Raw genomic sequence first — 21,804 nt, forward strand, 5'->3', positions numbered from 1 at the left:
GTCATGTTCAAACGCCCCGTTCAGCGTTACGGCACAACGCCGGAGCCCGTCACGCCCTATCAAAAGGCCGCACAGGTGTGGGATAGCCGCATCGGGTCGGCCGTGGCGCAAGCCGCCAACTGGCGCCTCGTCGCTTTAGGCGCGCTGGGCTTGAGTTTCAGTCTCGGTGCCGGGCTGATCTGGAGCACCACCCAAAGCCGCGTCGTGCCCTATGTCGTCGAGGTCGATGGTCTAGGCGCGGTGAGGGCGGTGGCGCCGGTGACAAAGACCTATAACCCGACGGATGCGCAACTCGCCTGGCATCTGGGCCGCTTCATCACGCTCGTCCGATCCCTGCCAACCGACCCGGTACTGGTGCGGGGTCAGTGGCTGGACGCCTACGATATGGCAACGGGCGAGGCTGCGACCTTCCTCAGCGAGTACGCCCGCCTGAACGATCCGTTCGCCCATGTGGGGCGGCGATCCGTCACGGTTGCCATCAACAGCGTCGTCAGAGCCTCAACGTCCTCGTTTCAGGTGAAGTGGACCGAACAGGCCTTTGAAAACGGGCAGCTTATTGGAACAAGTCGGTGGACCGCCATCGTCGGCATGAAGGTCCAGACGCCGACTCGCGAGGAGGTTCTGCGCAAGAACCCGCTCGGCCTGTACGTCACCAGTATCGCCTGGTCGAGCGATTACGCCCCCGACACCCCCAAAGCCAATCCCTGAAGGAGAAACCAATGAAGCCGCTTGTCCTATGGGGCCTTGCGCCCCTGTCCCTTGTCGCCACGATAGCTGTAGCGGCCCCGCCTAAAAAGCCGCCGCTCAAATTGACCGTCGCCCCCTCAGAAGCGTCGGCTCGCGTCGAGACGCTGCCGCCCGCAGGTCGTGTCGATGCGGCAAACAAGGCGGCGCTTCGTGAGCCCTCGACTGAAAGCTACCTCAATGCGATCCAGACCTATCCCTACATGGAAGGGGCGCTCTATCGGGTGTACGCTGCGCCGGATCGGGTGACGGATCTGATGCTGGAGCCGGGGGAAGCCATACAGGCGATTTCGGCAGGGGACACGGTGCGCTGGATCATTGGCGACACCAAAAGCGGTGAAGGGGCCTCTCAGCGAAGCCATATCCTGATCAAACCGCATGTCTCCGGCTTGAAGACCAATCTCGTCGTCCTGACCTCTGTTCGCACCTATCATATCCACTTGGAGAGCACGCCCTCGACCTATATGGCCGGCGTCTCCTGGCGCTACCCCACACCGCCGATCGTCAGGGAGGAGAAGACCCCGAAGCCTCTGGTCGATCCAAATCCGCAAGGTCTCGATGTTGCGAAACTGAATTTCGACTATGTGATTGAAGGGGCAAAGCCGCCGTGGCGACCCCGCCAGGTATTTGACGATGGGGCACGGACCTATATCGTTTTTCCCTCGCAACTGAGCACCTCGGTCGCGCCACCTCTGTTTCTCATTTCTGCGACCGGCGAGGCCCAACTCGTGAATTTCCGGGTTGAGGCTGGATACTACGTGGTGGACCGCCTGATCGATGTGGCTGAGCTGCGACTCGGGAAAGCGCCCCAAACCGTCGTGCGGCTACGCCGGGCAGATGTGCCAGCGCTTCGTTCCAAGGGGCGCCGCCATGACTAATACCAAAACCCCGGAAAAGGTGCATCCTGAGACCCTCGTGCTTCGGGCTAAGCCTCGGCGCGTCGTGCGGTTCAGGCGCAATCTGATGATCGGTGTCGGAGCCGCCGGGTCGCTGGCTTTGGCCGCTATTGCCTGGATCGGTCTGTCACCGCCCCTGATCAGAGCCGGTGCAACGCAGGAGAAAGCCGCCGACCTCGAAAAGCGGGTCCGACCTCCCACGGAAAGTCTGAGCGGTTTGCCGAAGACCTATGCGGATGTGCCCCAACTCGGGCCGCCCTTGCCCGGTGATTTAGGGGGCCCGATGCTGGAAGCGCAACGTGCGGAGCTGCCGCCCGGGGCCGAGGTCCCGGGCATTCAGGGCCCTCAGCAGGTGGCAGCAGGCGGAGCGGCCGCGGAGACACCTACGGGTGGTCTCTTCGTCTCGGTTTCTCAGCCATACCCTCCATTATCAACGATTGAGGTTGGAAAGCCCACTGCGACCGTCCGCAAAGGGTCTGATCTCAAAGTCGCCGCCGGTACGATCATTGCGGCCACCCTGATCACGGGTCTGAATTCTGACCTGCCAGGTGTCGTGCTGGCCCAGATCACAGAACCGGTTTTCGACAGCCGCAGTGGACGCATCATTGTCATTCCCCTGGGTAGCCGCCTGATCGGTCGATACGAGCGCGCCACAGGTGCGCGCCAGCAGCGCATCAATGTCAGTTGGGATAAGTTGGTGCTGCCCGATGGCCGGGTAGCGACTCTAAAGGACGCTCTGGCGGCTGACGAGTCGGGGTTTGTCGGGTTGAAAGACCGCGTGGACTACCATCCCGGTGCCTTGGCGAAGGGCCTCGGCCTATCAACGATTCTCGCACTTGCCGATAGCCGCAGGGGCGGGGACGAGAGCGACCTGACCCGCGCCCTTCAGGAGGCCGCGGGACGAACCTTCAATGAGGCCGGCCAAAAGATCATTCAACAGGCGGTCGATGCGCCTGCGACCATCACGGTTCGTCCGGGCTGGCCCGTTCGGATCATTCTCACCGACATCTTGACCGTCGAAAACACGCACTGAAAGGAAACCCGGAATGGCTGACTTAAAGCTGCCCAAGCTGCCGGATCGCACACCGGTGAAACTCACCATCGTTTTAGGGTCTGAGCTCAATGAGGCGTTGAAAGCCTACGCAGACCGTTACGCGGAAGCCTACGGAACCGTGGAACCCGTTGTGGAACTCATACCATACATCTTGGAGGCCTTCCTCGCCTCAGACCGCAAGTCCGTGCGAGGTCATAAGGGGTAGGGGATTGAGCCTTTCCGGTGGCTTCGAATTTCCATTAAAATACCTGACTATCTCATGGTGAAGCTGGTGGCCGCGCCCTTGCACATGTGGCACAGTGTAAACCGAAAGGCGGCCTCCATGACTATGCTGACCCGTGTCAAGGAAGTGACGCTTCAGGCGTTACGTGAAGCGATCGGATCGGGGGATCCCGGCGATTACAGCTGTCCGTTTGATGGCCATAGCGATCTCTTGACCTGGAGCCGTCAGGCGCGCGAACTCGACCAGTTCGCGCAAGGCCGCGGCTACCGGTCGCGCGCCCACCCGTCCGCCTTAGGCGCCAACCTTGTCGATCTGATTGTCGTGCGGATCTAGCTCGAATGGCTTTTGACGAAGGGCGGGCTTAAGGGTTGAGGTAACTGATCTCTCCTTTAACAGTAATCGTCTTGCAGGCGGTATAGAGTGACGGCGTCAAAGCCGTCAGCGTCAACGCCTGTGTCGCCCTCAGCTCCACAGCTCAAATAAATCCCGGAAATTAGCAAAAATAAAAAATGAATTATGGCGCATTAATCGGAATAATTGATTCCAATTTATGAAAGAATGTAAAGTAAAAGTGAAATAATATTTAAATAAAAATATCATCTCGTATCGAATTATCGCAAAAAATAATTAGGAAATACATAGAGAATGTGTTACTGACTGTCTGAAGGGCAATAATGCTCGGACCTGTGCCGCATTCGGCCTCTTTTCCTAAAAATTGTTGATTTCGAGTGACCCAGCCTGGGTCGGACGGCGCGCGTCTTTATGCGACAGGAGGCCTCCATGGCTCTCGGGACAGTTAAATGGTTCAACTCTATCAAGGGCTTCGGATTTATTCAGCCTGATGAGGGAGGGATCGACGTGTTTGTGCATGCCTCGGCAGTCGAAAGTGCGGGCCTGCGGTCACTCTCTGACGGGCAGAAGGTGAGTTATGAGGTCCAGCTGGATCGTGGCCGATCTTCGGCGAGTAACCTGCAAATCATCTGACGATACCTTCGCCCGGTCAAAGCGCCGGGCCCGTTTTTTTTTGGAGACCCCCATGCCCCAGGCACCGCCCCTCGCTCCCATTTCAACCTGCATACAGACCTGGCACGCGATCTGGCCCACGGTCGGCGAGATGCTGGTGAACGCAAATACACCGTCATACTTTGAAGTCTCGAACATCGCTGGTGTGTGGACGGTTTCCAAGGACTCGGCGCCGATTGAACGCCATAGTAACCGGGCCGCTGCGGTTTTGAGCGTGCGGGACGCAATGCAGGTCATCTTCGAGCGTGGCGCGGCTGCCAGTTGGCGTCTGTTGCGGGAGGCATAGAGATGGTTCCCCAAAACAGAACTGTAAGATCTGCGCCGGACCAGGCCACCGGGGAAGTGCTTTTTGAACCTGATCACGATCTAAGCACGTTTGCCGAAGCGCTTAATTTTGAAATTCCCCCTCGCCAGGCCTATTGTACAGGGGGGCTCCCGCAAACCATCCCTATTGTTATCATGTCCGATGATCTCCAGCGGTTTGAGGCCGTCGACGCCCAATGGGGGCTGGTGCCCCGATGGCATGATGGGGCGTTGAAGACCTGGACGAGCAATCGGCGCTGGACGCCAATCGACGATGTGACAGGTGGAGACCCCTCCGAGACCTTGTGGCGTCACTACCATTGTCTCGTCCCCATCATTGGATTTACCTTGCCGTCATTTGACGGGCGGCACCTTCTCCGGGCGCGCTCGTCGACAAGTGCGCCGATGGCGGCGGCCGGCCTATGGCGACAATATCGCCAGGGCGGACATGAAGTGACCAGCTTCACCATTCTGACCCGGTCCGTTCCCCACAGTCTGGCCGCAAATCCAGAGCAGGAACCGATCTTGTTGAGCGAGGCCGACTGGTGGGTATGGCTGGTTCACCAGTCACTTCGAGACCTTCAGGCGAGCCCTGTTGGTCAAACGCAGTGTTTTGACCTCAGCGATCGCCCAAGTCCCTTTAAATCGCACCAGGTTCACCACGAATGACCTCCATGCCACTCGCCTTTCACGACGATCTGACCACGATCGCCGACCTGGTGGATATGGTGCTTATCCAGCCGTGTGTGCCCGGCCGCACAGAGGCGCACCGAGAGGCCCTGGCTCACACGCTTGAACCTCTCATTCTCAATGGGATGATCCTTGAGAAAGGGGAGGTTCTGGCGTTTCGCAGGCTTATCGACCGGCACCTGCCTTTACTCAAACACAGCGACAATCGGGCTCTGACCGCGACACTGTTTGTGGTCGCCGGCGCGCTTGCCCGGACTGAACCACAAGAGTTCAGGCGCTTTCTCATTCGTCCGCCTGTCGTTGCCGATCTCGATGGGACCAGGAAGCTTCTGGGGTATCTGGTCCAGCTTTACTCCGCCACAGCGGACTTCAGGCCCGAAATCCACCGGCAGATCATCAATATGGTATTCGGCCCGGTCGAAACCACCGGTAACGCAAGGGATCTGAGGTTGGCGGCAGATTACGTCGCCGGCCGATTGGCGATGCTAAAGTGGACCGGTGCGGAATGCCAGATTACCGGGCTTGCCCTGATGGGGGCGGTTATGGCCTCCCGGCGAGGGCTCACAGAGTTTCGTCGTCATCTGGCTCGTCCCTGATACCGCGTGCCTTCACCGCTATCGCTTCTTTTTTCCAAGATGAAAGGCCTACGGTCATGGACCCGCGCAAAGACCGACTTGCTATTCTGGATAAGACCCGTCGCCAACTCCGCATCTCCAAAAACAAACTTACGGCCGTGATATCCATGCGCGAGCGGATTGCGCTTGGCGCCGAAGTATCCGCCTGTGTCAGCCGTTTGATCGAGCTGGATGACGACGTCAGCGGGGACAATCCCGTTAAGGCCCCCCCGAAAACCACGAGAGGTTCTGTTCCTTTGCTGCCGAAGCGCGGATGGTGGATCCGCTAGCGTGACATCCTTTGCCATGATGCCGGTCTCTGCCAAACGGATCACAATCAGCCATGTGACTGACTATCGATATAGTGAGGCGGTCCACCTGAACGAGCACCGCCTGCTTCTGAGGCCCAGGGAAGGGCGACAGGTCAAATTGATTTCACATTCCGTCAAAGTAACCCCGGAGGCTGAGCTTTTCTTTGCGGAGGACGTCTTTGGCAATGACGTTGCGATTGCCACTCTATCAAAAAAAGCCAGGAGCCTACGAGTTGAGGCAACCACAGAAGTGGAACTCAGTGCCGTACCTTGGCCGGTCTATCGTATTGACCTCCCGGCAACACGCTATCCGTTTGAGTACACCGATTTTGAAAAGGCCGCCCTTGACACTCACATAAGCTCAGACAGTGTCTCCGACTCCCTAACGCGATGGGCCCGAAGCTTTCTGAACGGTCAGTCCGTGGACACACTTACCCTTCTTCAGGCGATAAACTCTGGCATTCACAACCAGGTCACCTATGAGGCGCGCGACGCGGAGGGTACCCAGTCAGCTGAAGAGACACTGGCCCTGGGATTGGGGTCCTGCCGTGACTTCGCGGTGTTGTTCACAAAAGCCGCCGCCGCACTGGGTTTTGGAACCCGGCTCGTATCAGGCTATCTGGTTCCGGAAGATCTCGGTCTGCTGGGCTCGGGGGAGGGGGGCACTACACACGCCTGGGGTGAGATCTATCTGCCCGGTGCAGGGTGGGTGGCTTTCGATCCGACAAACGAACAGATGGGCCACTACGGCCTTATTGCGGTCGCTGTTGGGCACGATATGGGCGCTCTTTCGCCCGTGACCGGCAGCTACGGCGGCAGAAACCCTGCTGAGGCCAACCTAAGCATCTCGATCACTATGCGGTTAAAGGGCTCCTCCGAAGCTTGAACGGTGAGGACGCGCTTTCCTAAGCAACTAACCGAAACCGGTGACTTCGATATTCGACTTCTTGTTCTGCCTGAATAAAGAGCCCGGTCAAAGAGTCCGGCCAAGCCCTTGTGGCGTCGACATAGCGATGGCGCAGTGCCGCCTGTCGTGTAAAGCGAAGCCGCCCGAAAACGGGCGGCTTCGTGCTTAATGGTCCACAGTAGACCTAAGTCTAAAATCTCAATCGTCCTGGCTTGCACTATTCCGGATCAGAGTCTCCTGATTGCCCTTCGCCGATCTCACGAGCGACGTGACAGGGGTCAGAAGTGTGTCCCCTACATCTGTCAGTTCATAGTCCATGCGCGGCCACATAGTCGGAAACAGGATCTGCTTCACTTCATGGCTTACGAACCGTTACATGCAGGGTTACAGAGCGGTTTTGAGGCGCAACTTCCTCATCAAACCTCATATCGAGTACGGGGCGTGAATCTGATGTCCACTGAACACGACGCATGCGCGTGTCACGACCGTTGCCGCCGACACCATTGCCCCAGCTATGATACACGTACAGCAGGTTGCCGTCGGAATCCCGCGTAAAAGCGCCGTGACCGGGGCCTTGTTCATAGGTGAGGTAATCCGTGACGCCCGCAGGCATGGGCAGACTCTTCTGAAGGGGAGCCTTCCATTTGTGCCAGGAGTCGATATTCGTCAGGTCGCTCCCTTCCTCTGCCCAGACCCCACCGACCACATAGGTCGGACTCACACCCGAACTGGAGTAAATGAGGTGGATCTTGCCCTCTCGGAAGAGGGCAAAGGCCCCTTCGGACAGGTTCTCTTCGAACGACAGGTTCGGAGCAATGATAGGTTGCGGTTGCGAAGTGACACGGGTTGGGTTGGACGGATCGACCTTGGCGATCCATGTGAGCGGATCGCCGGGTTTTCCCTGCTCAGGGATATAGCGCTGTGACCAGATGTAATAGGCTTGTCCACCGCTTTCGAAATAGGACATATCGAGGCTTATGTTCTTAGTGTATTCCGCCCGTCCCAGCGGGGTGCCGTCTGGTTTGCGCACGGCCGCCGGCTGAGACCAATCGGCCGGATTGGCGGGATCACCGCCTTCACGCAGTTGCATGATATGAGCTTCAACGGTGGACCACGCCCCTTTTTCGTTCGACTGATCGTTATAGGGGTTGAAACATGGTGCGAACAGGATGCTCAGGCGCCCGCCGATCTCATGAATTTCCGGCGCCCAATAGCAACCGGCAATAACACGCCCTTCCTTTGTGCGCTCGGCCCGCGTAAGCCGATTCAGGAGGTCGACCTCGCGTTTTCGCCCGCCATTGGCGTCGGCAAGGTCCGCAATAGTCTCAGCTACGCGCAAAGGCAGATGTGGTGAATTGACGTTTTTATTGTCGGTATCGTCGGTGGCGATGAACAGATATTGGGACTTGTCCCCACGATCGTACTTATAAATCGTCGGATCGGCGCGATTATAAGCGAAAATCTGAGGGTAAGCCTCCTGCCGGATCGTCCCCCGGATCCTATAGGTGCCAGAGCGTGCGCGTTTTAGCCGCTCAAGGTCTGCCAGGTTCCATTCGACAGCGCGCGTTGCGGTGGAACCATCCGAATAGTCTAGGGTCACACGCGTCGATTGGACAGAGGCAATATCGCCAGCGGTGATGGTTTTTGCCTCTACGCGTGCCCCAGTGTTCACGATCCGGCCGAAGCGATTTTCGAGTGCCTGTGCCAGTTCGGCGTCAACCGGCAAGGTGGCCGGAGCCTCAGAACCAGGAAGGCGAGCCTGGAGATCGGCCGTCAGGATAGCGTCACCGGTCGCTACCTCACCGGTCCGTATCACGCCGACATTGCCGTCGGACACGATCCGGGTGCGGCGACCTCGATTTTCCGGGAAGAACGGCGCGCCTCTAAGTTCGGTGCGGGCCAGATCCTCAACCGTTGTCCACCGCGCCGCACCCGACATGGTCTTCCAGGACACGATATAGTGCTTTGAGGCAGAGTCCCACATGGCGCGCGGCGAGATGACGCCATCTTCGGCGCAAAGGTCGATCGTCCCCAGTTCGGCGAAATCCGCGGGCGACTTGGTATCAGCTTTGAAGACAAAAGCGGTCGAAGGCCGCACTGCGGTGCCGGTCATATCGACACGGGTGCCGATAACACCCAGACTGCCGTCGGCGAAATAGAACAGGGACGGGTTCGCTATGCCGCGGTTCTCGACGCGATCGACGCCAATGTAATCGCCCGTAGCGAACAGGACGCCATAGTTGCCATTTAGCGGTTTGGCGTCAGCGGTAGAATGGCCCAGCGCCAGATGAACACTGCGTGCGATCAGTGGCTGATTGGCGTCGCGGGCGTCTGTCGGCGTGCGGGCGTAGGAGATGAGACGGCGCGCCTCTTTGCCCAACAACCTCACAGTAAAGCGTTTTTCCAAAGATGCGCCGTCCGGTAGCGACACCGTCCCGGTCAGTTCCACGGTCTTCGACGCTGATTGGGTGTTGGTGGGAACCCCGTCTTCCAGAACCGTGCCGTCAATGCGCCAGCGCGCGTTGTGACCCAGTGGATTGGGAAGGCGCGTGCCCGATACGACGACGGGTGGCACGACCCAGCCGTCGGATATCTTCGCGGCGGCCTCCTTCACGGCGTTCTGCGGTGCGGTCGCTTGGGGGGTGGAACCCCACTTGGCGACCAGTGCGTCCCGCTCTTTGGCGGTGATGGCCAGCACCGAGCCATGACGGGGGCGCGCCGGCAGACGGAAATCGGACGGGTAGGCCCATTTGATCGGCGTCTCTAGCGAGTTGGTGCCGAGCGGGATGTAGCCGATGCCCCGGTAGTGATCGACCCAGACGTAGTATTTGAAGCCGCTCGTGTCGCCCTTATTGGCGATGAAGGCGCTCGGTCCTTCGACCTCAGGTGTACCAGCCTTGCGTCCGATGCAGCGGTCCACGACTTCCCAAGCACCGGATTCGGTCGTCGCCCTCAGGGATGTGGAGCGCTGGGCCATGATATCCGCCGAAGGACAGCCCTGAGCATCGGTCACCTTGGTAAAGCGGTAGTAGTGATCGCCATCTTTTAAGACGGTGGAATCGATCATGCCTTGTGTCTTCACGAGATCGGGGAGATCGGCTGCCTTGAACCACGGTTGCGGCGCGGTGAAGGTGCGGAAATCGCGGGTGATGGAGGTCAGAATTTGCGGGCCGTTAGTGTCCTTGCGCGTGCGTGCCGCGTCCTCGAACATGTGAGAGGTCCAATAGACCACATAGGCATCAATCGTAGGATCATAGGTGGCTTCGGGTGCCCAGGTCATGCCGGCATTGGGCGCGCTGACCTTCACATGGCGCTGTTTGCCCCAGTTGACGAGGTCCGTGGATTCCCAGATTTCCAGATAGAGGCTGCCTTCATCGGTGGCCTTGCTCCAGCCAGAGCGCCCCACCGACAGGTCGGTGGCCAGAAGGAAGAAGCGATCGCCTTCTGCGGAGCGCATGATGAACGGATCGCGCAGGCCTCTGGTGCCGAATGTCGATTCCAGAACCGGCTGTGCGTTGTTCAGATCCTTCCACTTAAGAGCGTTATTGCCATCTGAAACGGCGAAATAGATCTGCTCGCCTTTGATATTATCGGCCACGAAGTAGGCGAAGACGTAGGCCTCGGTGTCAAGTTGAGGGGTTTTGGGCTTGGCGAGAACCGTGACGTCGATGGGCACGGTCAGGGATTTGACGCCCGCAACGGTGACGGTCGCGGTCAAACGGACCGTTTTGTCGACATTGGCGCGCTTTACCGCCCCTTTGCGGATGACGTCCCGGCCAACCGTTTTGTCTGTGTCCGAAATCGTTGTCCGATCGGACGAGCGCCAGGTGATCGAAACGGCTTGAGCGCCCGCAACTCCCTTGAGAGCGTCGATGTCTTCACCCGACCCGAAGAGCGTCAGGCTGCCCCGGATGGGCGATGCGAAGGCGGGATCATTACGGAGGGCTTCTGCCACCGTCCGGGCGAGATCGGCCGGGGTTGTGGCCGTAGCCGATACGCCGGTGGCCGTCGGGCCGGTGCCGTTCGTGATCGCGAGGACTGGCGTCGTAAGGCCAAAGCCGGTGACTAGCAGGAGGGTGGCCAGACCGATTGAGCGTTTCATGGACGGATCTCTATTTCGAGCGGGCGGCATTAAAGGGGCGTACCGGTTCACCTGCGTCACCCGGCTTGAACGGCACCACCAGCGGGTCCATCGGCTTAATCGCGCCGTCAGACGTAAACTCCATGCGCGCCAGCACCGTCTGGCGTTGATAGCCGCCCCCTTCAGGCAGGGCATGGCGATGATAGGCGACATACCAACGGTCCGTGCCAGGGACATTGACCACGCTGTGATGGGCGGTGCCGACTGCCGGGCCGTTTTTCTGAAGGACGATAAAGCCGTCGTTTGGCGTTTTTACCGGCCCGAGCGGGGAATCCGCCACGCCCCATCCGACGCGATAGTTCGGGCTGCGCGCATCGTCGATCGACCACATGAAATAGTACTTGCCGTCGCGCTTGAAGACGACCGGCGCTTCGCGGTGATCCTTCAGTTCGATCGTATGGACCGGCCCGTCGACCGTAATCATGTCCGGTTTCAGTTTCACGACGTTCCCGAGGCGGCCATTGCCATAGTAAAGATAGGCCTGACCGTCGTCATCGATGAACGGATAGGGATCGATCGTATTGGTTTCTATGCCTGTACCTTTGGCCAGAAGCGGTTTGCCCAGCGCATCGACAAAGGGGCCTTTCGGCGATTTGGACGTGGCCACCCCGATGCTGCCTTCGGCGCAGAAGTAGAAATAATAGGTGCCGTTCCGCTCGATGGCGTCGGGTGCCCAGGCCTGAACCTTGCCCCACTTCAGGTCGTTGGCCACGTCGAGGATGAGGCCTTCTTTCTTCCACTCCAACAGATTTTTCGACGACCATACCGAGAAATCAGTTGTTTGCCAGTTCGGTTTGTCCGAGGTCGGATAGATATAGTAGGTATCGCCAAATACGCGGATAGAGGGATCGGCCGTGTAGCCTTCGAGGATCGCTGGCGGCGCGGGAACGGGCGTGACCAGCGACGCGGAGGGGGGGGCCTTTGCCAGATCTTCGGCCAGCCACGCTGGTGCGCTGAAAACCGTTCCGTGCCGCTGGCCCTGAGCCACGGCGACGTCGCCGGAAATGTCGCGCCAGTTCACCCAGTCCGTGGTCTCGAACGCGCCGTAACGTTTGTCGGCATAGTAGTCGACATAGAGCCGGACTTTTTCGCCTTCCACGCTTAGTGTGGGGCCTTCGGCGCGCTGACCGGACACCAAGGCATTGCGCATTAGTCTGTACGGACCAGTTGCAGAGTCGGCGACCGCCCAGCGGATCGCCCCCCATGCCTTGGTCGCTTGCTTGTCGCCTTCTTTGAAGACGGCAATATACCGCTGTCCGCTTTTGACGATCGTCGTGTCGATGTGATCGAAACCCGCGTCAATCAGCAGCTTGGGTTGGCTGAACGTCTCGAAATCGGTCGTAGTGACGTAGTAGGTGCGGTTGTTCATCCGCTCGCTGGATTTAGTCTCCGGGAAGCGACCCTCGACATCCGAGGACCAGGTGATAACATATTGCCGCGTGGCTTCGTCATAGAAGGTTTCGGGTGCCCACGCATTGTTGGTTCCCGCAACCGTCTCAAAGAACGGCAGAAATTTTTGTTCTGACCAGTGCACGAGGTCCGTGGAAGATGCATAGCCGATGCCCTTGTCCTTCCAGCCTGTGGTCCAGACCATGCGGAAGATACCGTCCGGACCACGCAGAATATGTGGATCGCGCATGAGCTTGCTGCCCACAGTGGGCTTCAGGAAGACTTTACCCATATCCGCCCAAACCTTGCCGTCGTCGCTCGACGACAGATGAAGGCCGTCGCCGCTGCCTTGAAAGGACGTGAACAGCCAGGTCTTCATCGGCCATTTGGGCTTGGCCGGTGTCGGGTTTTGAGCCGTGGCAACCGATGCACACGCCAGAAACAGACAAGTGGTGCCCATCATAAACGTCTTGGAAAAAGCGGACATATAAACTCCAGGAAAACCTTGGTTTCAGATTCTTAAGACCTCTCAACCGCGATCAAGTGGGGGATGATCGCATCGACGCACGAGAAGAATGGAAAACCTCACCCTAATTGTCTGATTTTTTCCTAGTGATAGGGTTCGCCGCTGGTTAAGTCAATTCAAGGCGATCGATGGTGGGCCTTTCAACGGCGTCGGTCCCTTGCTTTGGGTCCATGATGTTCTTCCACTGACGCTACACAACCAGTGAATCATCCTATCCCGCCAACCCCAGTGGTTTTTGCGGATGTCCAGCTGTCGAGACTCTTCACCACAGCGGAGGCCGAGCAAATGTTTCAAAATGAAACGAAATCATTGAATTTGCACACAAAATGGTCAAATATTCTGGATATCCCAACATGTGAAGCCCACATACGGACCTGCACATGTATTTTCCTAGAAAATCTCTTGCGCTCGGCGCAGCCACTATAATTTCACTGTTATCAGCCTGCGGTAGTGACGGGGATTCTTCTTCAACTACTACGGCGACTGCGACAACATCATCGAGCTCTTCGAGTTCCTCATCGAGCTCAAGCGCTTCGTCTTCATCAAGCACCGCGACAACATCTGACTGCTCTACGGTCTCGGGGCAGGGGGCAATGCTAACGTGCCTAGCTAACAACTTTCTCGCAACCTTAAGCTCAAGCCAGGTTACATCGGTGAGTTATAGTCTCACATCTTCGAATGCGACAGGTTATTGGTCGAATTTGCCAACCACTCTTGCTACACGCCACGGGGTCACTTTAGGAAGCCTGACCACTGCTCAAAAGACCGCCGCAATGGCGATGCTAAATGCCGCATTGTCGAGCTCAGGCCAAACAACCATGAGCGAGCTTCTGGCTGCGGATGACTACTTGGCGAACTACGCTTCTGGATATGGTTCTGGTCTTTACTACGTGTCCTTCCTCGGCACTCCGTCAGACTCCAGCCCCTGGATTTTGGAGTTTACCGGACACCATTACACATTTCTAGCCAGTGTGAATGGCAGCTATGTCAGCTTGACACCTAACTTTGTAGCCGTGGAGCCGGTGACTTGGACCAGTGGTACAACCACCCATACGCCAATGGCGACACGGCGCAATGCCCTTCTTGCCATGCTGACGGGCCTAAGCAGTACGGAATTGGCCACGGCCAAGCTGAGCCAAGCCTATGATGACGTTTTGGTAGGCCCTCAAAAGGATGGCAATTATCCTTCGACCAAACAAGGCATTGCGGTCTCCTCCCTGACAAGCGCTCAAAAGGAGCTCGTTAAAGCGGCGATCAAGACCTATTCAGACGATGCAAACGGTACTGGGCAGTCAGATGCCTACACGACAGAAACGGCCCTAGCGAGTACTTACATCGCCTGGGCGTCCTATTCTGACCTTTCCACCAAAGGGTCCTATGTTCGGATCGATGGCCCGAGGGTTTGGATAGAACTCAGTGTGCAAAACGGAATTGTTCTCAGCGCCAACCATTATCACAGCATTTGGCGCGACAGATCCACCGATTACGGCGGTAACTTTACATTCTAATTCCCATGAAATCCTGGATTGCTAGAGCTTTTATCTGCCTTTTCCTGTGTTGGGGGGTGGGGTTTGGTGCCGCACACGCCCACCCAATGCCGCAGTCTTCACTGGAAGTTAGAGTTTATCCTAAGTCTTGGCGGCTGAGGCTTCTCCTGCCCAGCGACCGCTTGGCGGTTGCATTGGTTCAGGCAGGCCAAATTTCAGATCCCGAACCTATCGGGAATGGTTTGAACGGCTTAACATCGGCAATAGTCCGCAGGTATGTCGAAGAGCGGATTAAGGCCAATTCCGATGATGGTAACATTTGGTCCCTGCACATAGCAGAGACCAGGCCCCCCACTCTGGAACAAAATGACTGGGTGGTAGAGGTGGACCTGATACCGCCTGCGGGAGAGACGCCAAAAGCGTTGAACCTCGAGTACGAGGTGATTGTCAAAGAGATCGCAACACACTCCGCTATCGTCTCACTCGAGGCAGATTGGTTTAAGGGGCTCCAACCTCAGTCACCGCGCATCATTGGAAGCTTGGGGGGGCAGCTTTATAAGATACGGCTCGACAGATCCGAGGGTAGTCGCTTTGCGGGCATTACAGATGTGTTCACGATGGGTTTGCGGCACATCGCTGAGGGTACTGACCACCTTCTTTTCCTCCTCGCATTGATTCTCCCTTCACCTCTTCTGGCGCAGGGGGGGCGGTGGGCTGGGTATGTTGGTGCAAAGGCAAGTTTTATAAAGCTTTTGCGTGTCATAAGCGCATTCACTATTGGCCACTCGTTGACCCTTATACTCGGATCATTTTCTGTCTTAACAGCACCTCAAAAGGCGGTTGAGGTGTTGGTCGCCTTCTCAATACTCCTGTCTGCGGCCCATGCCTGGCGCCCTGTGTTCAAGGGGCAGGATGCTTGGATTGCAGGCATATTTGGCCTGGTTCATGGCATGGCTTTTTCAACCGCAATCGCCTCCATCGGTCTCGACGTCGTTCAGAAGACTGCGGCTGTTCTAACTTTCAATTTAGGCATCGAAGCGATGCAGCTTTTTATAATCTGCCTTATCGCACCCTGTTTTATCTTTTTAGCCAAAGCAGGGTCATATCGATTGTTTCGCCTAACAGGTGCCTCCCTTGCAGCGGTTGCCTCGGTGGCTTGGGTTGCCGAGCGGCTTATGGAAGCTCCAAATGCGACTGCATCGGCAATTGATGGCGTTTTCAGTCTGGCGCCGCTTTGGCTGGCGGCCCTAACCCTTGGATCGGGCTTCGCGTTCTGGAGATACAAAGTCGGGGTGAAACGCGAGAATCGCTTATCTTAAATACATGGGATAGTAACTTCCGCTCTTAGCCCTTTGGGACCAGCCGAAAGCTTAATGTCTCCTCCGTGTGCTCGGGCGGTTGTGCGGGCACCAGTCAATCCCAAGCCGGTTCCTTCCGTCTCTTTGTGACAGCGGTAGAATGGGTCGAACACGCGCTCTAGGTCTTCCACGTGCAGGCCTGGTCCCGCGTCTTCAACAATCAGACGCCCAACTTGTTGACTGACTTCGATGCTAATGAAGGCTTCCTCACCATATTTGATGGCGTTTTCGACGACATTGTCCACCATAGATCTCAGTGCAACGCTATTGCCCTCTACGGACCAAACGGGCGGTGTCCCTAGGACGGTTATCTTACCTCCGGTCTCCGCGATGTCATCGACCGCGCACATTATCACTGAGGTCATGTCCAGAGGCTCTCGCAGACCTGTACTTTCGGCATCTTTCAGGTAGGACAAAACACCTGATATCATGAGCTCCATATGCCGGACATCATTGAGCAAGCTGTCTCTGGCCGAGGGTTCAAGCCTATCGAGTTTGAACCTCATCCTGGTCAATGGCGTCCTTAAATCATGAGATATGGCTCCAAACATGGATGTACGATCCCCAACATATCGATTTAGTCGGGTCTGCATCCTGTTAAATGCCTCAGCAGCCTGACCAATTTCGGCTGGGCCTTGAAGGGTCATCTGTGGCGCTGCCGGATTTTTGCCTAAGGTCTCTGCGGCTTCTGCAAATTTCTGGATAGGAGCGGTTATGCGGTTTGAAAAGACCCAGGCAAGAGGCGCCATGATAATCAAACCGCCTAAAATCCAGAAGAGCAAACGCCGGACCCACTCTCTTTCCGGCGCCGGTTCCACAATCACCCAGCGACCATCCGGCAACGCTCGCGCAGCGATGAACTCGGTGAAAATACCCGCCCTTGACCGTTCTAAGGGTCCGTTGGGCGGCGGCCCGCCAGACACGGGTGGAGGCGGGCCAGGTGGAAGCCCGCGAAGGCCAGTCATAGGAGTTGTCGCAGAGATCATGGCCGGGGGCGCCATATAGACCTTGAGTTTGAAATGACTGGGTGCCATTCCCGCCGTTTCGGCTATGCGTTGCGCCAATTCTGTGTCGAGGGGCGAAGGATCAGAGAGCTTAGAGGGTAGTTTCTGTTCAATGCGTTTGATGAGAGGGCGCCGCTCGTTGGTTTCAACCTGCTTTCCCAAAAGCGCATCTATGACTTCCTGCTGGTGATATTCCGGGGGAGGAAGAACCGGGGCAAATGACACGGCTAGAAGCGTTAAACCTTGCGCCACAACGATCGATAGAAGCGTCAGGCCTAATACTTGTACGCGAAGCGGAAAGCGCCTTAACTGGTAAATTTTCATGGGATCGTAACCTGACACCCGAGCCGGTAGCCCTTTCCGCGACTGGTCAAGATAATCCCGCTAGCGCCGTGGTTTTCGAACTTCTTGCGTAATCGGCTGACCACGATATCTGTCGCACGTCCCATTCCGTCGTCAGCCACCTGCAGCCGTTCACGAGACACGGTTCCGTCTGCAGAGACAAGAAGTGCGCTCAGTAGATGACATTCTCCCATGGTAAGGGCAATAACCACGCCGGAGGGGCTTAGCAGCCGCCTTTTCCCCGCTTCATAAGTGAACCCAGCGAAACGATAGATGCCGTCATCTCGTGAAGATCCTTGCCTAAGGGCGCTATGCCGCCGGATCATCGCTTTGATCCGTGCCAGCAATTCGCGGGGGCTAAAGGGCTTAGGAAGGTAGTCATCTGCCCCGAGTTCAAGTCCAATAATGCGATCTGTTTCCTCACCCGCGGCACTCACAACGAGGATGCCGGGTCTTAATCGGGCATCTAAACGCCTGCAGACCGAAAGTCCGCCTTCGCCGGGTAGGCCGAGGTCGAGTACGATGACGTCCACATTTTGCTCCGCGAGGATCTGATCAAGCGCTTGAGCGTCGGGGGCCCGAATAACGCTATACCCATTATCTTCGAGATAGAGAGCCATTTGCTGGCGTAACTCATCATCGTCTTCAACAACTAATATATTATTTTTACTCATTTTTCGTGTCTAGGCAGTGGCGGATCGAAGCTCGACCTCGAATGCGGCGGTCTGAAAGGCGATAACTATAATGACGACGCGAGCGCCGATTTCGTACACTAATTCATTTATCGGCTTTTGCACTGCCAATTCTGATAACAACGAACAGACGGCTGCCGACGTTGCCCCTTGGGCCCAATGACCTAGACCGCATGACCCACCACTTCAGCATCCTTGAGATGAATGGCGAAGGCTACCGTCTGGCTCATAGCCGCGCCCCAAGTCAGCCCAACTCCCTAAGCCCAAAAACAGACCGCGCGAGTATCCTTGCCCGAAAACCACGCATGCTTGTCGGTGTCGCGCTACCCGAAGGAGCTGTCGGGCGGGATGCGTCAGCGCGTCGGTCTGGCGCGAGCTCTGGTCGTCGATCCGGATATCCTGCTGATGGATGAGCCCTTTTCGGCGCTGGAGGTCCTGACGGCAGAAACCCTGCGCACCGATCTGCTCGACCTGTGGTTCGAAGGGTGCACGCCGCTCAAGTCGATCCTGATTGTGACGCACAATATCGAAGAAGCTGTGCGGAAGTGTGACCGCATCCTTGTCTTTTCGTCCAATCCGGGGCGGGCGGTAGCCGGAATCACCGTCGATCTGCCGCAGCCGCGCGACCGTCTGGACCCGGCCTTTCGTGCGGTGATCGAAGACATCTACCGCCGCATGACCACACGCACGCCCAAGGCTCCGGTGCAGGAAGGCCTGTTTGCGGGCATGGGCATGGCCATGGTCCTGCCGCGCGTTTCGACCGCAATTCTGGCCGGTTTGACGGAGGCGCTGGCCGGGTCGGCCTATGCCGGCAAGGCGGACCTGCCGGCCCTGGCGGCTGAGCTTCAGTACGAGGCTGATGAACTCTTCCCTATCGCCGAAGTGCTGCAACTGCTGCGCTTTGCCGAACTAGAAGGCGGCGACCTTTTACTGCTGCCTGCCGCTCAGGCCTTTGTCGAGGCCGATGTTGACGGCCGCAAACACCTGTTCCGCCAGCAGCTTTTGACCCATGTGCCGCTGGCCACCTATATCCGCCATGCATTGGAAACCGGCGGCGAGGCGGCGTTGAGTGCGCAGCGCGTACGCGACCAATTGGAAACCCTCATGTCCGAAACCTTCGCGCAGCAAACCCTGCGTTCGGTCGTGCAGTGGGGCCGCTATGCGGAAGCCTTCGACTATGACGAAAAGGTCGATCGTTTCAGCCTTGAGGACGTAGTGTAAGCCGTTTAGGGAGGGGGCTCATCTCTTAGATACAGGAGTCCCCCTCATGGCCTTGACCCTCTACGGCATCAAAAACTGCGATACGATGAAGAAGGCGCGGGTATGGCTGGAAGGGCAGGGGCAGGCCTATGCCTTTCACGACTATAAGGTCGCGGGAATAGATGAGGCGCATCTGAAGGACTGGTCTTCGAAGGTTGGCTGGCAGGTTCTGCTCAACAAGGCGGGCACGACCTTTAAGGCTTTGCCCGAGGCCGACAAGGCCGACATTGATGAGGCCAAGGCCATCCGCCTGATTCTATCCAACCCGTCGATGATCAAACGCCCAGTGCTGGACAAGGACGGTATAATCACCGTCGGCTTCAAGCCTGAGCTCTATGCGGCCTTGTTTGCGTGAGTTCAGAGGAGCGCGTGCCTCTCGGTCGAATGAATTTTATTTAATACTTATCTGTGCATCCAAATGGCCCTGTCCGTGCCTCTTATCCTACAGAGGCGGATTTTCGCCTGACACTTTCTCAAGGGAGATCGTTACATGCACGGTTTCGAAGCGGCACTTCTCATCCCCATCATCTCTATCCTGATGCCTATTTTTATCGTCGGCATCGTGATGTACTTCCGCGCCAAGGACCGGGCCGAGGTGCAGAAGACCATCCGTATGGCCATTGAAAAGGGTCAGCCCCTGCCGCCGGAATATCTGGACAGCCTGCAAAAGTCCGGCGCGTCGATTGGCAAGATGAAAACGCCGGTCAACGACATTCGCTCCGGTCTGATCCTGATGGCCGTGGCCCTGGGTCTGGTGGTCATGGACTATGTCGGCAATGACTACACGTTTGAGACCTTGTCCGGCATTGCGGCCATTCCGGGCTTTATCGGCGTCGCCCTGCTGATCATGGGCATTGTCGGTCTGAACAATCAGAAGAAGTCCTGAGCCGTAACGCTTTCAGAATCGACCCGCCATGTCCGCCCCTTCCACCGCTGCCGGTTACCGACATCTGAGCGATCATGACCTGATCGCTCAGGCGGTGCTGGGCGTGTCCGACGCGTTCGGTGAGCTGGTACGACGCCACTCGGCGGCCCTGCGCACGCACCTGCGGCGCATGGGGGCGCAAGGCGCCGATGCCGACGACATGGCGCAGGAGGCCTTTATCACGGCCTATGAGCGACTGACAGAGTACAGGGCCGATGGTCCGTTTCTCAACTGGCTCAAAATGATCGCCGCCCGCCGCTATCTACGCAAGGTTAAGGCAACACAGAAATACCTGCTGGTCGATGATGTAGCCCCTTATGAGTCCGCGCCGGACCTGCATCAGGCCGGCCAGAACGAGGGCGCGGCGCGTGATCTGGACGGGGCCTTGTCGCGGCTGAAACCGGCGGAGCGCCTGTGCGTCACGCTGAATATTTCCGGCGGGCTCAGCCATCAGGACGTGTCTAACGAGACAGGCCTGCCGCTGGGGACGGTTAAGAGCCATATAAAGCGCGGACTGACGCAACTGAGGGCGATGATGGACATGGCTGAGGCCGTGCCCGCTGTTATCGAGAGGTGATGTCATGAAGGATGAAGACCTTTACCATCTGTTCCAGACGCCGATGCGCTTCGATGACGAACCGGTGTTTCAGGATCGGGTAATGCGCCGTCTGGGTGCCAAAAACTGGCTGCGGCAGGGCCTTATCGCGCTGGCCGGTTTACTGGGTGGCCTCTATGCCCTGACCCAACTGGTGCGTCTGCCCGGCCTGTCGTCTACGGCACAGGCTGCCACACGCCCGGCCGCTACCCCGGACGCCACCTTTGAAGCCAGCCTTGGCTTCGGGCGCGAACTGCTGGAAAACGTCGCCAATGCAGTGGCGCTAGCCTTAAGCAAGTCCACCGATTATTTGGCCTTCGCTCAGTCGCCCCTCTTTTTTTGGATCAGCTTTTCGCTATGTATGAGCATTGTCGGCCTGTACCTCGTCAACATGCGTGAAGAGGGGATATAGGCCCACTCCCTGCCGGTCCTCCCGGCTGAGCGAAAGGTGCCTTCAAGGTGAGCAGCCATACCCCATCCCCCGTCAAGCGTCTGACCGCGCCGGAAATCTATGCGCGCAAGGGCGGGACGCCTCTGGTCAGCCTAACGGCCTATGACGCGCCGATGGCGGAAATTCTTGACGATCATTGTGACATCCTGCTGGTCGGCGACAGCGTCGGCATGGTGGTGCATGGACTGCCCAATACGATCGGCGTGACGATGGAGATGATGATTTTGCATGGTCAGGCGGTGATGCGGGGGGCCAGACGCGCCTTCGTTGTCGTCGATATGCCGTTCGGTTCCTATGAGGGCGAACCGGAAGTGGCCTTTGCCAATGCGGCTCGCCTGCTGAAAGAAACCGGTGCACAGGCGGTAAAGGTCGAAAGCGGGCCGACCGTTGCCCGCACCATCGCCTATCTGACGCAGCGCGGTATCCCGGTCATGGGGCATATTGGCTTGCGCCCGCAGGCGGTCAATGTCGATGGGGGGTTCCGCGCCAAGGGCCGCACCCCCGAAGAACGCGAAAAAGTCCTTCAGGAAGCCCGCGATACCGACGCGGCCGGGGCTTTTGCCATCGTGATCGAGGGCGTGGCGGCTGATCTGGCCGGAGAGATTACGGCGGCGGTCAAGGCGCCGACCATTGGCATCGGGGCCTCGGCGGCCTGTGACGGGCAGATACTGGTGGTGGATGACATGCTGGGGCAGTTCGACTGGTCCCCCAAATTTGTGCGCCGCTATGCGGCCTTGCGCGAAACCATCAGTGAGGCCGCCGCGGCTTACGCCAAAGATGTCAAAAGCCGCGACTTTCCGGCCCCACAAGAGACATATTTTGCGAAGTAGAATGACAACCCTGATGGGGCGTCATTAATGATCATTGCG

24 protein-coding genes are annotated in these 21,804 nt (G+C 57.7%); 19 read left to right on the top strand and 5 right to left on the bottom strand.

What is annotated here, in order from left to right; translation table 11 throughout:
- Nucleotides 1-3 precede the first annotated feature (3 nt).
- From trbF to ASTEX_RS13265, 11 genes are all read left to right on the top strand, one after another.
- The gene (gene trbF, locus ASTEX_RS13215) at nucleotides 4-708 is read left to right on the top strand and encodes a conjugal transfer protein TrbF (RefSeq protein WP_013480137.1); all 705 of its coding nucleotides are present in this window, start codon (nucleotides 4-6) and stop codon (nucleotides 706-708) included.
- 11 nt (nucleotides 709-719) lie between these two features.
- Nucleotides 720-1,622, top strand: a complete 903-nt coding sequence (gene trbG / locus ASTEX_RS13220; protein ID WP_013480138.1) for a P-type conjugative transfer protein TrbG — start codon at nucleotides 720-722, stop codon at nucleotides 1,620-1,622.
- The gene (locus ASTEX_RS13225) at nucleotides 1,615-2,673 is read left to right on the top strand and encodes a TraB/TrbI/VirB10 family type IV secretion system protein (protein ID WP_013480139.1); all 1,059 of its coding nucleotides are present in this window, start codon (nucleotides 1,615-1,617) and stop codon (nucleotides 2,671-2,673) included. Before trbG ends, ASTEX_RS13225 begins: the two co-directional genes overlap by 8 nt.
- A gap of 13 nt (nucleotides 2,674-2,686) precedes the next feature.
- The gene (locus ASTEX_RS13230) at nucleotides 2,687-2,899 is read left to right on the top strand and encodes a DUF2274 domain-containing protein (RefSeq protein ID WP_013480140.1); all 213 of its coding nucleotides are present in this window, start codon (nucleotides 2,687-2,689) and stop codon (nucleotides 2,897-2,899) included.
- A gap of 117 nt (nucleotides 2,900-3,016) precedes the next feature.
- On the top strand, nucleotides 3,017-3,250 hold the full coding sequence (locus ASTEX_RS13235; RefSeq protein ID WP_245532567.1) for a hypothetical protein: 234 nt from the start codon (nucleotides 3,017-3,019) through the stop codon (nucleotides 3,248-3,250).
- Between the two features lie 447 nt (nucleotides 3,251-3,697).
- Nucleotides 3,698-3,901: a cold-shock protein gene (locus ASTEX_RS13240; RefSeq protein ID WP_013480142.1), complete on the top strand. Its 204-nt coding sequence runs from the start codon at nucleotides 3,698-3,700 to the stop codon at nucleotides 3,899-3,901.
- Between the two features lie 52 nt (nucleotides 3,902-3,953).
- Nucleotides 3,954-4,226 (top strand): hypothetical protein, encoded by a 273-nt coding sequence (locus tag ASTEX_RS13245; RefSeq protein WP_013480143.1) that lies wholly within the window; start codon nucleotides 3,954-3,956, stop codon nucleotides 4,224-4,226.
- 2 nt (nucleotides 4,227-4,228) lie between these two features.
- Nucleotides 4,229-4,912, top strand: a complete 684-nt coding sequence (locus tag ASTEX_RS13250; RefSeq protein WP_013480144.1) for an SOS response-associated peptidase family protein — start codon at nucleotides 4,229-4,231, stop codon at nucleotides 4,910-4,912.
- 5 nt (nucleotides 4,913-4,917) lie between these two features.
- Nucleotides 4,918-5,529 carry a hypothetical protein gene (locus ASTEX_RS13255; RefSeq protein ID WP_144004740.1) on the top strand — a complete coding sequence of 204 codons (612 nt, stop codon included), beginning with the start codon at nucleotides 4,918-4,920 and terminating at the stop codon, nucleotides 5,527-5,529.
- A 56-nt stretch (nucleotides 5,530-5,585) separates the two neighbouring features.
- Nucleotides 5,586-5,837 carry a hypothetical protein gene (locus ASTEX_RS20555; RefSeq protein ID WP_013480146.1) on the top strand — a complete coding sequence of 84 codons (252 nt, stop codon included), beginning with the start codon at nucleotides 5,586-5,588 and terminating at the stop codon, nucleotides 5,835-5,837.
- Nucleotide 5,838: 1 nt separating this feature from the next.
- The gene (locus tag ASTEX_RS13265) at nucleotides 5,839-6,744 is read left to right on the top strand and encodes a transglutaminase family protein (RefSeq protein WP_049781727.1); all 906 of its coding nucleotides are present in this window, start codon (nucleotides 5,839-5,841) and stop codon (nucleotides 6,742-6,744) included.
- Nucleotides 6,745-7,120: 376 nt separating this feature from the next.
- Here the strand turns inward: ASTEX_RS13265 and ASTEX_RS13270 are convergent, their stop codons facing one another.
- The 3 genes from ASTEX_RS13270 to ASTEX_RS20560 all read right to left on the bottom strand — a co-directional run bounded on the left by ASTEX_RS13270 (nucleotide 7,121) and on the right by ASTEX_RS20560 (nucleotide 13,371).
- Nucleotides 7,121-10,867: a family 43 glycosylhydrolase gene (locus ASTEX_RS13270; RefSeq protein ID WP_013480148.1), complete on the bottom strand. Its 3,747-nt coding sequence runs from the start codon at nucleotides 10,865-10,867 to the stop codon at nucleotides 7,121-7,123.
- Nucleotides 10,868-10,877: 10 nt separating this feature from the next.
- Nucleotides 10,878-12,782 carry a glycoside hydrolase family 43 protein gene (locus ASTEX_RS13275; protein WP_013480149.1) on the bottom strand — a complete coding sequence of 635 codons (1,905 nt, stop codon included), beginning with the start codon at nucleotides 12,780-12,782 and terminating at the stop codon, nucleotides 10,878-10,880.
- Between the two features lie 301 nt (nucleotides 12,783-13,083).
- On the bottom strand, nucleotides 13,084-13,371 hold the full coding sequence (locus ASTEX_RS20560) for a hypothetical protein (RefSeq protein WP_168148152.1): 288 nt from the start codon (nucleotides 13,369-13,371) through the stop codon (nucleotides 13,084-13,086).
- Nucleotides 13,372-13,414: 43 nt separating this feature from the next.
- Here ASTEX_RS20560 and ASTEX_RS13280 point away from each other — a divergent pair, with 43 nt between their 5' ends.
- Together ASTEX_RS13280 and ASTEX_RS13285 are read left to right on the top strand one after the other, a co-directional pair.
- Nucleotides 13,415-14,329 (top strand): DUF3500 domain-containing protein, encoded by a 915-nt coding sequence (locus ASTEX_RS13280; RefSeq protein ID WP_013480150.1) that lies wholly within the window; start codon nucleotides 13,415-13,417, stop codon nucleotides 14,327-14,329.
- 362 nt (nucleotides 14,330-14,691) lie between these two features.
- On the top strand, nucleotides 14,692-15,627 hold the full coding sequence (locus ASTEX_RS13285; protein ID WP_168148154.1) for a HupE/UreJ family protein: 936 nt from the start codon (nucleotides 14,692-14,694) through the stop codon (nucleotides 15,625-15,627).
- On the opposite strand, the gene ASTEX_RS13290 is transcribed toward ASTEX_RS13285, so the two are convergent.
- Both ASTEX_RS13290 and ASTEX_RS13295 read right to left on the bottom strand, forming a co-directional pair.
- Complete coding sequence (locus ASTEX_RS13290; protein WP_013480152.1) at nucleotides 15,624-16,994, bottom strand: HAMP domain-containing sensor histidine kinase; 1,371 nt, start codon at nucleotides 16,992-16,994, stop codon at nucleotides 15,624-15,626. The two genes, ASTEX_RS13285 and ASTEX_RS13290, sit on opposite strands and share 4 nt — an antisense overlap.
- Nucleotides 16,991-17,686, bottom strand: a complete 696-nt coding sequence (locus ASTEX_RS13295) for a response regulator (protein ID WP_013480153.1) — start codon at nucleotides 17,684-17,686, stop codon at nucleotides 16,991-16,993. The genes ASTEX_RS13290 and ASTEX_RS13295 overlap by 4 nt, the downstream gene beginning before the upstream one ends.
- A 306-nt stretch (nucleotides 17,687-17,992) precedes the next feature.
- On the opposite strand from ASTEX_RS13295, the gene ASTEX_RS13300 reads away from it, so the two are divergent.
- The 6 genes from ASTEX_RS13300 to panB all read left to right on the top strand — a co-directional run bounded on the left by ASTEX_RS13300 (nucleotide 17,993) and on the right by panB (nucleotide 21,765).
- Nucleotides 17,993-18,925, top strand: a complete 933-nt coding sequence (locus tag ASTEX_RS13300; protein WP_245532568.1) for an ABC transporter ATP-binding protein — start codon at nucleotides 17,993-17,995, stop codon at nucleotides 18,923-18,925.
- A 46-nt stretch (nucleotides 18,926-18,971) separates the two neighbouring features.
- On the top strand, nucleotides 18,972-19,319 hold the full coding sequence (locus ASTEX_RS13305; protein WP_013480154.1) for an ArsC family reductase: 348 nt from the start codon (nucleotides 18,972-18,974) through the stop codon (nucleotides 19,317-19,319).
- A gap of 135 nt (nucleotides 19,320-19,454) precedes the next feature.
- Entirely contained in the window at nucleotides 19,455-19,850 is a 396-nt protein-coding gene (locus tag ASTEX_RS13310; protein WP_013480155.1) for a DUF6249 domain-containing protein, read from the top strand.
- A 28-nt stretch (nucleotides 19,851-19,878) separates the two neighbouring features.
- Nucleotides 19,879-20,466 carry an RNA polymerase sigma factor gene (locus tag ASTEX_RS13315; protein ID WP_013480156.1) on the top strand — a complete coding sequence of 196 codons (588 nt, stop codon included), beginning with the start codon at nucleotides 19,879-19,881 and terminating at the stop codon, nucleotides 20,464-20,466.
- A gap of 4 nt (nucleotides 20,467-20,470) precedes the next feature.
- Complete coding sequence (locus ASTEX_RS13320; RefSeq protein ID WP_013480157.1) at nucleotides 20,471-20,896, top strand: hypothetical protein; 426 nt, start codon at nucleotides 20,471-20,473, stop codon at nucleotides 20,894-20,896.
- Nucleotides 20,897-20,943: 47 nt separating this feature from the next.
- A complete protein-coding gene (panB, locus tag ASTEX_RS13325; protein ID WP_013480158.1) occupies nucleotides 20,944-21,765 on the top strand; it encodes a 3-methyl-2-oxobutanoate hydroxymethyltransferase in 822 nt (273 codons plus the stop codon).
- Nucleotides 21,766-21,804 lie beyond the last annotated feature (39 nt).

Origin of the sequence: Asticcacaulis excentricus CB 48, from assembly GCF_000175215.2 — a bacterium.
GTDB classification, from domain to species: Bacteria; Pseudomonadota; Alphaproteobacteria; order Caulobacterales; family Caulobacteraceae; genus Asticcacaulis; species Asticcacaulis excentricus.